This is a genomic window from Paenibacillus sp. FSL K6-1096 (assembly GCF_037977055.1).
Classification (GTDB): domain Bacteria; phylum Bacillota; class Bacilli; order Paenibacillales; family Paenibacillaceae; genus Paenibacillus_AQ.
Genome location: NZ_CP150274.1, coordinates 4,269,513 through 4,282,636, shown reverse-complemented (window position 1 = coordinate 4,282,636; position 13,124 = coordinate 4,269,513). Strand labels below are relative to the sequence as shown.

At 56.6% G+C, this 13,124-nt stretch carries 14 protein-coding genes; 3 read left to right on the top strand and 11 right to left on the bottom strand.

The window, feature by feature from the left end; all coding sequences use genetic code 11:
- Nucleotide 1: 1 nt before the first annotated feature.
- Nucleotides 2-1,162 carry a Ger(x)C family spore germination protein gene (locus tag MHI24_RS19105; protein ID WP_340021113.1) on the bottom strand — a complete coding sequence of 387 codons (1,161 nt, stop codon included), beginning with the start codon at nt 1,160-1,162 and terminating at the stop codon, nt 2-4.
- Nucleotides 1,159-2,709 (bottom strand): spore germination protein, encoded by a 1,551-nt coding sequence (locus MHI24_RS19100; protein WP_340021112.1) that lies wholly within the window; start codon nt 2,707-2,709, stop codon nt 1,159-1,161. The genes MHI24_RS19105 and MHI24_RS19100 overlap by 4 nt, the downstream gene beginning before the upstream one ends.
- Nucleotides 2,710-2,912: 203 nt before the next feature.
- Here MHI24_RS19100 and MHI24_RS19095 point away from each other — a divergent pair, with 203 nt between their 5' ends.
- Nucleotides 2,913-3,281 (top strand): MGMT family protein, encoded by a 369-nt coding sequence (locus tag MHI24_RS19095; protein ID WP_340021111.1) that lies wholly within the window; start codon nt 2,913-2,915, stop codon nt 3,279-3,281.
- Here the strand turns inward: MHI24_RS19095 and MHI24_RS19090 are convergent.
- From MHI24_RS19090 to MHI24_RS19060, 7 genes are all read right to left on the bottom strand, one after another.
- On the bottom strand, nt 3,263-3,958 hold the full coding sequence (locus tag MHI24_RS19090) for a DUF1361 domain-containing protein (protein ID WP_340021110.1): 696 nt from the start codon (nt 3,956-3,958) through the stop codon (nt 3,263-3,265). The two genes, MHI24_RS19095 and MHI24_RS19090, sit on opposite strands and share 19 nt — an antisense overlap.
- A 727-nt stretch (nt 3,959-4,685) precedes the next feature.
- Nucleotides 4,686-6,464: a SulP family inorganic anion transporter gene (locus MHI24_RS19085; protein ID WP_340021109.1), complete on the bottom strand. Its 1,779-nt coding sequence runs from the start codon at nt 6,462-6,464 to the stop codon at nt 4,686-4,688.
- Nucleotides 6,465-6,570: 106 nt separating this feature from the next.
- Nucleotides 6,571-6,897, bottom strand: coding sequence for a metalloregulator ArsR/SmtB family transcription factor (locus tag MHI24_RS19080; protein WP_340021108.1), 327 nt, complete (start codon nt 6,895-6,897; stop codon nt 6,571-6,573).
- 112 nt (nt 6,898-7,009) lie between these two features.
- Nucleotides 7,010-7,396 carry a hypothetical protein gene (locus MHI24_RS19075; RefSeq protein ID WP_340021107.1) on the bottom strand — a complete coding sequence of 129 codons (387 nt, stop codon included), beginning with the start codon at nt 7,394-7,396 and terminating at the stop codon, nt 7,010-7,012.
- A 144-nt stretch (nt 7,397-7,540) separates the two neighbouring features.
- On the bottom strand, nt 7,541-7,837 hold the full coding sequence (locus MHI24_RS19070; protein ID WP_340021106.1) for a putative quinol monooxygenase: 297 nt from the start codon (nt 7,835-7,837) through the stop codon (nt 7,541-7,543).
- A gap of 25 nt (nt 7,838-7,862) precedes the next feature.
- Nucleotides 7,863-8,498 (bottom strand): nitroreductase family protein, encoded by a 636-nt coding sequence (locus MHI24_RS19065; RefSeq protein WP_340021105.1) that lies wholly within the window; start codon nt 8,496-8,498, stop codon nt 7,863-7,865.
- A 39-nt stretch (nt 8,499-8,537) separates the two neighbouring features.
- Nucleotides 8,538-8,966, bottom strand: coding sequence for a MarR family transcriptional regulator (locus MHI24_RS19060; RefSeq protein WP_340021103.1), 429 nt, complete (start codon nt 8,964-8,966; stop codon nt 8,538-8,540).
- Between the two features lie 104 nt (nt 8,967-9,070).
- Here MHI24_RS19060 and MHI24_RS19055 point away from each other — a divergent pair, with 104 nt between their 5' ends.
- On the top strand, nt 9,071-9,850 hold the full coding sequence (locus MHI24_RS19055; protein WP_340021102.1) for a carbon-nitrogen family hydrolase: 780 nt from the start codon (nt 9,071-9,073) through the stop codon (nt 9,848-9,850).
- Nucleotides 9,851-10,210: 360 nt separating this feature from the next.
- Here the strand turns inward: MHI24_RS19055 and MHI24_RS19050 are convergent, their stop codons facing one another.
- Nucleotides 10,211-11,119, bottom strand: a complete 909-nt coding sequence (locus tag MHI24_RS19050) for a lipoate--protein ligase family protein (RefSeq protein ID WP_340021101.1) — start codon at nt 11,117-11,119, stop codon at nt 10,211-10,213.
- Between the two features lie 167 nt (nt 11,120-11,286).
- Between MHI24_RS19050 and MHI24_RS19045 the strand changes: the two genes are divergently transcribed.
- On the top strand, nt 11,287-12,189 hold the full coding sequence (locus MHI24_RS19045) for a CHAD domain-containing protein (protein WP_340021100.1): 903 nt from the start codon (nt 11,287-11,289) through the stop codon (nt 12,187-12,189).
- 63 nt (nt 12,190-12,252) lie between these two features.
- On the opposite strand, the gene MHI24_RS19040 is transcribed toward MHI24_RS19045, so the two are convergent.
- Entirely contained in the window at nt 12,253-12,975 is a 723-nt protein-coding gene (locus MHI24_RS19040; protein ID WP_340021099.1) for an SDR family NAD(P)-dependent oxidoreductase, read from the bottom strand.
- Nucleotides 12,976-13,124: the final 149 nt, after the last annotated feature.

Sequence of the window (13,124 nt, the reverse complement as noted above, 5' to 3'; positions counted from 1 at the left end):
CCTAATCCCCCAGCCGGATGGCCCGTGAAGTCTTGGCGGTGCTCTGTATCGTCACTTTGCAATCGACACTCACTTCGAGATCAGCAAAGACCTCAGGCCAGCGTTCCTTCATCTGGGCCCAGCGCTTGGGCTGGTTCTCATATACCTTCTCCCCGAAACCAAAAATATCAGCACTATACTGCTGCTGCATCTTATGAATTAGCGTAAGAATATCCGCCTGCAGGCGCTCACTGGCCCTTTGCTCGATATCGTGTATGCTCTCATCCTTGAGAAATCCCTCCGGTGTCATGACTTCATCCAGTGCGGTCCTGGTCCTCAGGTTAATCTGCATATGGAGCCTGCCGTTTACCATGCCGGGCTTCAGCTTGGTCTGATTCGAGACAATCTCCAGGGAATACGCAGGATTCCCCCGTTTATCATCCACAACGAGCACACCTCCGTGCAGTTCATTTTTGACAAAAAGCATTGTCCTCGTCTCATCACCGCTCAGCCTGCCCACCATCCGGTCCTTCACGAAGATGGCAGTACCGGCTACCCGCTCTCTCTTCTCGCTATTCTTCTTATGAATGTGAATGACCGGTGCAGTCGCATTGATCCCGGCTGTCTCCAGCTTATCGATGAAATCCCATATCTCCACGACCGGGGCGCTGCTCGTATATCTCTCATCCCGCATCATCTGGGCCAGTTCAAACGACAGGATCGATTCGGTCGTACTGTTCAGATTAAGCACCTCACGGGCCGTCTTCTCGCCTGACACGAAGATGAATACATCCGAACGGGTCTCCGTGTCCCGGCTGTACCAGTCAATGACCTTGACCAGACCCTCTCTGGCTGCCTCCTCACTGAAAATAATCACCTTGGCATGGCTCCAGAACAGCTTTTTGCCGGTCATGGAGATCATATTGCGGACGATTTCAAACATCGTATCCCCGCTGAGACTGACCATCTTGTAGCCCGCCTGAGCCTTGTCCGTTGTCTCGCCTGTATCCACAATCTCCGCTGTAAGCAGCAGCTTCCCGGTCTTCTCATCCTTGTCAATGGCCACTCCGGCCACAATCGCCATATCATCGACCTCAGTATAATTCCAGCAGCCGGTGAGGCCCAGGCTCAGCAGCAGCATTGCTGAGACTAAGGCGTGGATTCCTCTCGTCACGGCTCTCATGACCGCTTGGCCGGCCTCTTCGGCGGCTTCCTTCTCCGGTTGCGCATACCGATCACTGCAGGCCGCAGATTCATATCCCACCAGGGCACACGGATAGCGGTATCCTTGATATCCTGAGGACGGATTGAGCCTACCCCAAGCATATAAGAGACGCCGAAGGAGCGGAGGCTCATCAGATGAATGACCAGACCGAGCAGGCCGAAGAAATATCCGTAGACACCCAGCAGTGTGGTGGTGCCCAGCAGCAGCAGTCTCGCTATAATCAAAGGCCCGGTCAGCCTTGGATTCAGCAGTGTCGTTATCCCTGTAAGTCCTACCACAATGACCATCGGAGCACTGACAATCCGCGCATCGACGGCAGCCTGGCCCAGCACCAGCGCTCCCACGATACTTACTGCCTGGCCGATCGATGTCGGTATCCGTGCCCCCGCTTCCCGCAGCACCTCGAAGATCGTCAGCATAAGCAGCGCTTCAACAATGGTTGGAAAAGGCACCGATTGTCTCGCAGTGGCGATACTTAGCAGCAGCAGGGTGGGCACCATCTCCTGGGCATAGGTTACGAGGGCAATATACCCGGCCGGGATACTGATCGACAGGAAGGCTCCCATTACTCTGAGCAGGCGGTTAAATGAAGCAAAGTAATAGTTGATATTGTAGTCCTCACTGGCCTGGAAATTCTCAACGAATATATAGGGAATGGTCAGCGCAAAAGGGGTACCTTCGATGAGGACGGCAACCCGGCCCTCCATGATTTTGCTGACGAGCGTGTCCGGACGTTCGGTATTGCCGACGGTCTCAAACGGAGAATACGGCTCATCGCGGATCAGCTCAGCCAGATAACCCGTATCCAGAATGAGGTCAAGCTCCACCTTCTCCAGCCGCTCATACAGCTCCTTAAGAATGGCGGGGGAGGCCAGGCTCTCCATATAGCAGATACAGGTCTGTGTCTTGCTGCGTGTCCCGATCTCAGTGAATTCAAATTTCAGATCCGGGTCCTGCACCCGGCGGCGGATCAGGGTCAGATTCACCAGCAGCGATTCAGTGAAGCCTTCCCGGGGACCACGCACTGCCCTCTCGGTATTAGGCTCTTCTATCGCTCTGGAATTCCAGCCCTGAACATTGATGATCAGCCCTCCGGCATAGCCCTCCACCAGCAGCACCGCCTTCCCGCTGACAATCGCCCCGATCAGCCCGTCCAGCTCCTCAGAGACCATCACATCAGCGGCATCGATAACGGTCATGCGGATGCTCTCCATCAGACCTGCCGGGTCCCGGCGCTCCTCTTCCGCAGGCTTGTAAGCCAACAGCGGCTTAATAATCCCGTTCTGGATCAGATTCCGGTCCACCATCCCGTCCACATAGATCAACCCGCAGCGGACAGCGGCGCCTTGGCTGTTCTCTATAATTCTTACTCTCAGCGTGCCGTCATTATTGAAAATCTTCCGCAGCAGCGCCACCGTCTCCTCCAGCGAAGCGCTTAGCGGGCGGTGCTCTGCTGCTCTTTCACCGGCAGCTTTGCTGTTCAATGCGGTACCCTTGCTCCTCACGGCCATCACTCCTGTCACAGGTCTATGGTCTATTGCTCTGATTATCCCCCGCCTCTCTGACTCCTATTCGCGAGGAATACAGGCTTCCCCGCCCGGGAACGGCAAATAACCCCGCAGGGACTGCCTGCGGGGCAACAATATGGTATGGTTATTAGAGCTAGATTCTGTAGAGCAGTCCGCTTACCGGTAAAGGAGCAGCTATTATGACACCATTCACAGAACGAGTAATCCGCATAATTCAATCTATCCCCGAAGGGGCTGTCATGACCTACGGCGGGATTGCCCGGGCAGCCGGCAGCCCCAGGGCGGCACGGCAGGTTGTACGCATCCTGCACTCGATGAGCCGCAAGTATAAGCTGCCGTGGCACAGGGTCATCAATGCCCAAGGCAGAATCTCGCTTACCGAGGATGAATCCGCCTCGCTTCAGCGGCTCTACCTGGAGGGTGAGGGCATTGTGTTCGGCGAGCGGGGCACGGTTGACCTGGAGCGATACCAGTATGTTCCCGGACCTGAGCTAGAAGAGGTATTTGCGGCCGGCCCGGAGGATGAGGATTATCTGCCGCCGGAATAAGTCCTGCGGTTATCTCCACCCAGCACGTTCAGCAGACAATACATCGTGGCATAGATCACCAGCAGCACAGAGGCAACGAACAGGCTGAAGAACACCGACTGCCGGTTCAGGCTCTCCACGACCAGCCGGTACAGCTGATGGCGGTCTGTCAGCACATCCCAGCTGTTCAGCCGGTAGACTCTGCCCAGCAGCACCCCGTAGCCGCCCATGACACAGGCGAACAGCACGAAGAGCCAGGAGAGCAGCATATTGCTTTTGCGGTAGATGACGTGCTGGAACTGGTATAAGGAGAAGAAGCCGGTCAGCCAGCCGCTCCAGGTGAACAGAAGCAGGGTCACCAGGTCATACCAGTACCGGCTCTGGATGGTTCCATCCAGGATGTACAGGCTCTTGCGGACCGTGAGATGCACCAGATCGGTCATAATGTAAGGCGCATTCGGAAAGAACAGCAGCCAGGCGATCCCCAGCGGCAGTATCAGCAGACCGCCAATCCTGCGCTTATCCAGCTCATGCGCCGCCATGGAGAAGAAGAACGGCACCCAGGCCAGGAACAGGTTCCAGAGCAGGAAGGCATAGAATGTATCCGTCCGCAGCGATACCACCCCGTACACCCCCAGTGTAGCCGCCGTCATTGCCGCCAAAAGTATAAAGACCCTAGCATAATTCAGTTCCTTCATAACGTGTTACGCCCCTTACCTTGGTATAGTCCATTTATTTGATTGTACAAATAAGGGCCGGGATAGTCCAATGTCGGGCGGTTAACTCATCCGCCTGCTTCCGGGGGCAGACGGCGGACTTAAGGGCATTAGTGCTGGCGCGTATGCCCTCCGCTGCTGCCCAATGTGATCGGTTTTTCGATTACATTTCGCCTACGACGCCTCCGCCACGCCGAATGTAGTCGGTTTTTCGATTACATTTCGCCCACGCGCCCCCGCTACGTCGAATGTGGTCGGTTTTTCGATTACATTTCGCCCACGCGCCCCCGCTACGTCGAATGTAGTCGGTTTTTCGCATACACTCTTGAAGTGTTCTCCCCTATCATTGCTGCGCTCTGCTTAACTGTGGTCAATCTTGAAAGTCCCTCTCACCAGCCGCTTGTTATGGAGAACATTGTTGCACATTTGCAGAATTCATTTATAAATGTTACTGGCTGTGGAGAAATGTTGCATCATTTGCAGAATTTTCTGTAATTAGAGGAAGTTTAGCACTGGATTTGTTGCATTTTGTGCAGGATTCCATCGCAGAGCGCTTCTGCCTGGGCAGCATTGTTGCAATTGTTGCAGGATTTCCCTATGCACCCTTGCCCCAAAATTAAAAAAGCAGCGCCGCCCATAAAGGGAAACGCTGCCTGTGTGTGATTTACAGTAGCTGCAACTGCCTTGGGACTGGCTTCCAGCGGTTGCCTTATACCCCTTCGCTCAGTTTCCTGGCGACAGCCGGTGTGTGTCCTTTGAAGGTTCCGCTGCGGGATACGGATTCTTCCGGGCTGCAGAGCGCGCTGCATTCCCTGAAGGCCATATGTGCGCAGCCCCGGCACCGGTGCGGATTTACATTGCCTAGCGCATCATTGATCGCCTCGCCGGTATGGTCATAGAACTGTGCTGCGCCGATCCGGTCGTACAGCCCGGTTCTCTTCAGCAGCTCCAGCGGCTGGCTCTGAATGCCCGAGATCAGCAGCTTTCCGCCAATCCCGTCAAGCTCCTTGACCAGCGCGGCCAGATTAGCCTCGCCTGTGGTATCCATCAGCGGCACCTTGCCCATACGCAGCAGGATCAGCTTCGGCTGGTCCGGGCCCAGCTCCGGCATCGTATGATCGAAGCGGTAGGCTGCACCGAAGAACAGCGGACCCTCCACATTGTAGATGCCGATCTGCGGACAATCATGGCTCTCCGTTACCATATGCGCCGCCACCTTGACCGAAGCAGGGTCTGGCAGCACCTTAGCGACACTATGCACCTCTCCCATCCGCTTCACAAAGAGGACGACGGCCAGAACCAGCCCCACCTCAACCGCTACCGTCAGGTCCGCAAATACGGTCAGCAGGAAGGTGATGACCAGCACCAGGGAATCCCCGGTCTTCAGCTTCAGCAGGTGCAGGAATTCCTTGCGCTCACTCATATTCCAGGCCACGACCATCAGGATGGGGGCCATGGCCGCCAGCGGAATGCTGGAGGCATACGGAGCGAACAGCAGCAGAATCAGGAACACGACTACACCGTGTATCACGCCGGAGAGCGGAGAAGCTGCGCCGCTGCGGATATTGGTCGCGGTTCTGGCAATCGCACCGGTTGCCGGAATGCCGCCGAACAGCGGAGCGGCGATATTGGCGACCCCCTGGCCGATCAGCTCCCGGTTGCTGTCATGGCGGGTGCCTGACATCCCGTCGGCCACAACGGCGGACAGCAGCGACTCAATCGCGCCCAGCATCGCTATAATGAATGCAGGGCGGATGAGCAGCTTGATTTTGTCCCAGGTAATCACCGGAAAGTGAAAGCTCGGAAGAGTATTCGGAATATCTCCGTAGGCCGAGCCGATGGTCGTGACCTTGCCGCTGAAGAACAGGGCTGCGATAACGGTCGCACACAGCAGCCCGATCAGCGAACCCGGCACCTTCGGGGCAAACCGCATCCCCAGAACCACAACCCCCAGACATACCGCTGCTGTCAGAATACTGTACAGATTGACTGTGGACAGATGCGCTCCGATCTCCTTCATATTATCCACGAAGCTCTCATGCCGCTGCATATCGCGCAGGCCCAGGAAATTGGCAATCTGTCCGGTAAAAATAATCACGGCAATCCCTGCCGTAAAACCGATGGTCACCGGCTTCGGGATGAACCGGATGAGTACCCCCAGCCGCAGCGCCCCCATCAGCACGAGGATGACTCCGGCCATCATGCCGGCAATCAGCAGGTTCTCATACCCGTACTGCATGGCGATGGCGAACAGAATCGGAATAAATGCCCCGGTCGGTCCGCCAATCTGAAATCTTGAGCCGCCGAACAAAGAGATCAGAATACCGGCCACAATGGTGGTATAAATTCCGTATTCCGGCTTAACCCCGGAAGCAATAGCAAATGCCATCCCCAAAGGGATGGCAATGACGCCGACGATTGTCCCTGAAATGATATCCTTACGCAGCGAAGCAATGTTGTAGCCCTTGAACCGGCCCCAGCCTGTCATGCTCTAACCTTCTTTTCTCTAAATATCTGATTATTTGAATATAAGACACACATTACTCCTGCCCGCCGCTCTTGTCAACGGGGTAATCCGCCCCCGGAGGCCGGGGTTATTCGCTGCGGATGCCTTCAAGCAAAGAGATAGTGCTTACCAGATGGTTGTCAAAAATCTGTCTGGCTACCGCCAGAAGATCCTTAATCAGGGGATCGCGGAGTGCATAAATCACGGTGGTCCCTTCCTTAACGCTGGTGACCACATTCTTCGCCCGGAGTACGGCCAGCTGCTGGGATACCGCAGAGCCCTCCGAGCCGAGGATCGACTGCAGCTCGTTCACATTCTTCTCGCCTTCGCTGAGCAGCTCCAGAATCCGAATCCGCATCGGATGCGCCAGCGCCTTGAAGAATTCCGTCTTGAATTGCTGAATATCGCTGTTCATCAAGCCTCTGCTCCTTATCTATACTTGCCAATCTATAATAGTGTAGCTCATTTGCCGGAAGGTGGCTATGCCAGGTGCGCAATTCCTTCCTCCTGCCCGGGACCGGACGTCCTCACAGATTCACCGGATACAGTCTGATTTCCCGGGTTCTGATCTCCACAAGCGCCCCTAGCACCATAGGCTCACCTAAGCATTCAAACATGATCAGATCACCGCCGATCCGCAAGGCTCCGGTCCCATCCTCCTCAATATTCTCAAGCAGTCCGGTAAGAAAAACTGAATCCCCTTCGCTTCGCAGCCCAACGGTCCCGCCTGCCGCAGGCACCATATCGACCCAGCTCATAAGCAGGCCCGGCACCTCCAGCTCCACATCCCGCTCATCCCCCGGCTGAACGGGAGAGCCGCACCAGATTGCCCTCCCGTGCCCGAACTCAGCGGTGCTGAAGCTCACTTCGTCCTTCCGGGGACCTTGTCCAAGAATATGTATACGCATCTTCATTTCGCCCCATCTTCATCTGTTGTCTACCGCTATTATACATGATCCGGCGCACCGGGAATAACAGGCGGAGTAAGCAAAAAGGATGCCGCAGCAGCCTTAAGACTGCCGGGCATCCCGGAATAGATCGCTTGCCTGCAAATAATATTATTTGCTCAGCTCCTCAGCGGTGTACACCTTCACATCCAGTGGTGCTGTCAGGAACTCTCCCGCTTTGGCGGCAAAGCCGGTGAAGTGCGGGCTTGTATTATGGGCGCCTACGGCAGCCTGGTCGCGCCAGGCTTCAACCATAATATATACATTACCTTCGGTTGCGCTCTTGTACAGCTCGTAGGAGATGTTTCCCTCTTCCTCATGTGTTGCAGCGACCAGCGGCTTCGCCGCTGCAAGGAAATCGGACTCCCGCTCAGGGTTAACGTGAAGCAATGCGTGAATAATAATCATCGGCTTAGCTCCCTCATGTTATGGCTTATTTCCACTGGGCAACCTTGTCAATCGGCAGGCGAACCGAAGCGTAGCCTTCGTCAACCGCTTTGCCGATCGAGATCAGCATAACCGGAATATAACGTTCTTTGTCGAGGCCGAACAGCTCAGCAATCTGATCCTTCTCGTACCCGCCGATAGGGTTGGTGTCATAGCCGTGTGCCCGTGCAGTCAGCATCAGCTGCATAGAGACCAGGCCGGCATCGATCATCACCGTCTCTCTGTTCACTGCTGCAGGCAGCTGTGCAAAGTGGGCGCTGAGGGCCTTCAGCTGTCTTTCTTTAACCTCTGCAGGCATCAGCCCGCGCTCAACGGCAGTTCCATAGATTTCTTCTGCATAATCGAAGTTGTTCATGTCGCCGAAGACAGCGATCACTGCGGCTGAGGTCTCTACCTGGGTCTGGTTGAACTTGGCGATTGGGGCCAGCTTCGCTTTGGCTTCCGGGCTCTCGATGATCAGGAAACGCCAAGGCTGCATATTGACCGAGGAAGGCGCGAGTGTGGCTTCAGTCAGGATTTCGGTCATTTCCTCTTTGCTGATTTTGACGGATGGATCGTATTTGCGAATTGAGCGGCGTCCTGTAATAATACTGGTGAAATCATTGTTTTTAGTAGTGTTCATGAAAGTTTGGCTCCTTTATGGTTTGATTATAGGGTAGGGCTACAGTCTATTGATGTTATACTGCAGCCGGGTTAGCATGTCCGCGAGCACCGCCCGCTCCTGTTCATTGAATCCGGTCAAAAGATCGCTGATGAACTGGATATTGTTCTCCCTGTAAGCATCGATATGCTCCCGGCCTTGCACGGTCAGCGAGACGAGCGTAACCCGGTTGTCGTCAGGGTTGTTCCGGCGGGCAATCATGCCGCCCTCCTCCAGCCCCCGCAGGTGGCGGGTGACGGCTGCGGCGTCGATGTTAAGCAGCTTTTGCAGCGAAATCTGACTGATCTCATCGGCCAGGTACAGCTCATGCAGCAGCCGGAACCGGGTCGGAGTCACGCCTGCACAGCGTTCGAACTTGGGGCCGATCCCTTTGTGGAGGGCTTGCAGCAGTTCAAAGATCTGATGGTCAACCGGCAGTGCTTCTCTCAAAATAAACCCCCTAACGCAAATATATTGTGCAAAATCTTTCTTGCAAAATACACTTTACACCGGAATCGTTGACCCGTCAACTATTTTTTTGAGGAGGCTTTGACATGAAAATAGCCCTGATTCAGCTCGATATAGCATTCGGCAAACCGGATGTGAATTATGCTGCTGCTGAGCGCCTAATTCGTGAGGCTGCCGCCGGACGGCCGGACTGCCTGATCCTTCCTGAGCTGTGGACCACCGGGTATGATCTGACCCGCCTTGACGCGATTGCAGATCCGGAAGGACAGGCCACCGGCAGCTTCATCTCCGGGCTGGCCCGGGAGTATGGTGTAAATATCGTGGCCGGCTCCGTGGCCGCCAGGCAGGCGTCAGGCATTACCAACACCATGTATGTCTTCGGCCGCACCGGGGAACGCATCGCGGAGTACAGCAAGCTGCATCTGTTCAAGCTGATGGAGGAGCATCTCTATCTCCGGCCCGGCGCAGCCAAAGGGCTGTTCCGGCTGGACGGCATTCCGTGCGCCGGGCTGATCTGCTATGACCTCCGCTTCCCGGAATGGGTGCGGGTCCATATGGCAGCCGGAGCAGAGGTGCTGTTCATCAGCGCAGAATGGCCGCTTCCCCGTCTGGCCCACTGGCGGGCGCTTCTCATCAGCCGGGCCATTGAGAACCAGTGCTACGTGGTGGCCTGCAACCGGGTGGGGAGTGATCCGGCGAATGCTTTTGCCGGACATTCGATGATTATTGATCCTTGGGGCGACATTGTCTGCGAAGCCTCCGGGCGGGAAGAGATCCTCTCCGGCGAGCTTGACCTCGCCAAGGTCCGGGAGGTGCGGGGGCACATCCCGATCTTCGCCGACCGGCGGCCGGAGCTGTACCGGTAACGGGGGACTGTGGTTGATTGCAAAGCAGCTTATGCGGAGATTCCGCTATCCGGAGGTTGGGAGCAGCAAAACAGGCAGAATAGGTTAGTTAACGGATTGTGAGTCCGCGAGGCTTGTGAAAGTGCTGATTAGCGGGAAATAACGGAATTCCAGTCCGCGTGTGGTGGGGCGTGACAGCACAGTATGGGTTCGGATGCGATAGTAACTTGGAGTTCAGCCGTGGCTCGGGCTTCGGCGGTAATCAAGTGCGGGGGCGGCAGCTTGAACCGCACCAGAACCGGCAAGCGGGTGCAGACGCCATAACCGTCTGCACCCGCTTGTTCGAGCGCCGGGATCTACGCACCCGGCGGTACCGCTGCTTCAGCGGGCGTACCGCTCCCGCAGAACGCGCGCTGCCTCCAGCACCTGCGGATCGCTGTACCGCAGGCTGTACCCCGCCGTCTGCTGCAGCAGCTCCGCCGGCAGCAGGCGGCACCCCCGGCCGGCGATGGCCTGCCGGAGGCCGGAGACGAAGGCGGCCGCCGTAGCCGGGCCGCCCAGCTCCCCCAGCGCGGCGAGGGTCTCCGGCCGCACGCGCGGATAATCCAGCGACGCATCGCCGCCGGAGGCCTGGTCATAGAAGCGGCGGATGCGTTCCCCGCGCGCCGCTCCCGAGCCGTCCACGTTCACGAACGCGTGGACGAAATACGCGCTGCTCTGCCGCCGCTGCGCGATGCCGCAGAACTTGCGGCGGCCGATCGACAGGTCGAAATCGCCGGGGCAATACGATCCGGCGATTTCCTCCGCGCGGATCAGCGCCGCTGCCTGCGGGTGGCTCGCTGCCGCTACCGCTTCGGCGATCAGCGAAGCCAGCAGGCGGAAATCATCGTGGAAGTCCAGCTTGCCCGCCGGCTTCCGGAGCAGCAGCGCCACGTTCACGACTCCGTCATCCAGCGGCACGGCAGCACCGCCTGAATGGCGGACCGCTGTGCGGATGCCCTCCCGTTCCAGCGCCTGCATCGCCTCTGCGGCATACGGCAGCCTGCTGTCCCGCAGTCCCAGGGCCACACCGCCCGGGTGGCTCCAGACATGAAGTGCCGGAGGAACCCTCCCGGACCCCACATCCCGGCACAGCACCTCCTCAAAAGCAAACGGAACCAGCATATCCCCGGCCCCGCCGCTCTCTCCGCCAGCTCCGGCCTCCCTGGCAAGATGCGTGAATAATACCAGCTCCTCCGGCAGCCTGCCGGCTATCCCCTTCTCCAGCACATGATACGGCTCACTTCTCACTCTTTCTCCCCCCGGCTTCATCCTCATGATTAGTCTATTGTAACCGATGCCCGGAATTTGAAAAGACAGCCCGGACCCGTTATTCTTAAACTAGGTAAACAAATAATACCATTAATAAGTTTTGCGCTGAAGCTCATGCTATATACAACCCTTAGGAGTGATGCTGCATGACCACTGAACACCCGTCCAAAGACAGGCAGATGAGCAAATCCAGACTATGGGAGCAGGCTTTGACCAAGCTATATATTAATTTCCAGGATTACAGCAAGGATGCGCTGAACGGCTTCGCCGATGAAGATATTCACCAGGCCAGAGTCAACAGCCGCAAGCTGCTGACCCTGCTGTCCATTCTTGATCCGGGCCACTCGGTAACAGCAGACTTGTATAGCAGCTTCAAGCAGGCACAGAAAAGGCTGGGCAAGGTCAGGGACGCCGATGTGCTGATCGGATCGTTCAAGGAACGGCGCAAGGCGGCGAAGGCAGCGGATCAGCCCAAGACCGCCAAGCTGCTCAAGGCGGTGATCCGGCATCAGAAGGCGAAGCGCAAGAAGTTTCGAAAGAAGCTGAAGAAGGAGCTGCCGGGACTGATCCGCGCGCTTGAAGCGCCGTGGACTCATTTTATAGGGAACGGGCTGGCAGAGCTTGCTGCGCGCACGGATGCGAATGTGGTGATGCGTGAGCTTGAGGTCGCTTTTGACCAGAAGAAAAAAGCCTGCAAAGCCTTGTTCAAGGGCTCTGAGGCCGGATCGAAGGAGGCCTTTGAGGCGCTTCATGAGCTGCGGATCGCCGCCAAGGAGCTGCGGTATACGGCGAATGCGGCCGCTTTTGCGCTGGATCAGAAATTCCATGCCCACGAGTCCCTCTACAAGGATATCCAGGATCAGCTCGGGGTCATTAATGACAAGCGGCTCTGGCTGGAGACCCTTCAGTCGATTGGCCGTCAGGAGCTGAACGCCGGCAAAAAAGTATGGGCAGCCGTAACCGAAACACTCCGGCAAGAAGTGCTTGAGGCGCTGTATCAGAATGAGGTTGTATCTGTAACTGAGATCCCCGGCGGGCATCATTCTTAGATTATACCCGGAACGAGACGAAGGCAGGACGCCGCAGGTTATTCCTGCAGCTTCCTGCCTTCTTTACCAGGGCCACAGATTTCCGTCCAGATCAATATAGGCCGGTTCATCGGCCAGATACTGCTTATGGTTCTGGATGATCGCCATAATCTTCGCGGCAGCTTCCTCCGGCGGGACCGGCGCCTCCATATTCTTCTCACCGTGCATATAGGATTGCAGCCAGCCCGGATGAAAAACCATCACCTGACCGCCCATGACCCGCAGATGGTTATGCATCAGGGAGGACTGCATATTCAGCGCAGCCTTCGACATGCAGTAGCCGTACATGTTAATCCGCTTGTTCCGCCCGATGCTGCCGGCCTCGGAGGAGATATTGACCACCAGCCGCTGCCGTCCCTGAAGCAGCAGCCCCATCAGGGCATTGCTGACCCGCAGGGCCCCCAGCGTATTCACATTATAGAGCTGCGCCATCGCTTCATCATCCATATCCACCAGCACGGTAGCATCGTCCGCCCGGTGAATAATCCCGGCATTATTGATAATCAGATCGAGATAGCCTGTGCTACCGGCAATACTCCGTGCGGCTTCCTTCACGCTCTCTGTCCTGCCGATATCCAGAGGAATCAGCCGCAGCCGGTCCGGATATTGCACACTCAGCTCCTCCAGTGCCTCCGAGTCCTTCATATATTGTCCGGCGAACACCGTGTATTTGTGCTTCAGTAACAATTCTACAAGGTGCAATCCGAGTCCACGGTCCGCGCCGGTCACACAAGCGACCCTATTCATCCGCCCTCTCCCCTCAACCCTGCTATTTATTCACCGGTCCCAGCTTATCTTTCTCACATTAGCATGACCGCCAGCCATTAACAACATCCCCCAAGGGACGGGGAGCGGGAGGGCTAGCCGGACGGAACTTTCTTTTGCTTTAATTTTGA

Excerpts from the sequence above, each read along its gene's own strand:
- MHI24_RS19085 (WP_340021109.1), bottom strand. The coding sequence starts at position 6,464 with ATGACAGGCTGGGGCCGGTTCAAGGGCTACAACATTGCTTCGCTGCGT.
- MHI24_RS19095 (WP_340021111.1), top strand. The coding sequence starts at position 2,913 with ATGACACCATTCACAGAACGAGTAATCCGCATAATTCAATCTATCCCC.
- MHI24_RS19105 (WP_340021113.1), bottom strand. The coding sequence starts at position 1,162 with ATGAGAGCCGTGACGAGAGGAATCCACGCCTTAGTCTCAGCAATGCTG.
- MHI24_RS19065 (WP_340021105.1), bottom strand. The coding sequence starts at position 8,498 with ATGAACACTACTAAAAACAATGATTTCACCAGTATTATTACAGGACGC.
- MHI24_RS19045 (WP_340021100.1), top strand. The coding sequence starts at position 11,287 with ATGACCACTGAACACCCGTCCAAAGACAGGCAGATGAGCAAATCCAGA.
- MHI24_RS19040 (WP_340021099.1), bottom strand. The coding sequence starts at position 12,975 with ATGAATAGGGTCGCTTGTGTGACCGGCGCGGACCGTGGACTCGGATTG.
- MHI24_RS19055 (WP_340021102.1), top strand. The coding sequence starts at position 9,071 with ATGAAAATAGCCCTGATTCAGCTCGATATAGCATTCGGCAAACCGGAT.
- MHI24_RS19090 (WP_340021110.1), bottom strand. The coding sequence starts at position 3,958 with ATGAAGGAACTGAATTATGCTAGGGTCTTTATACTTTTGGCGGCAATG.
- MHI24_RS19080 (WP_340021108.1), bottom strand. The coding sequence starts at position 6,897 with ATGAACAGCGATATTCAGCAATTCAAGACGGAATTCTTCAAGGCGCTG.
- MHI24_RS19070 (WP_340021106.1), bottom strand. The coding sequence starts at position 7,837 with ATGATTATTATTCACGCATTGCTTCACGTTAACCCTGAGCGGGAGTCC.
- MHI24_RS19075 (WP_340021107.1), bottom strand. The coding sequence starts at position 7,396 with ATGAAGATGCGTATACATATTCTTGGACAAGGTCCCCGGAAGGACGAA.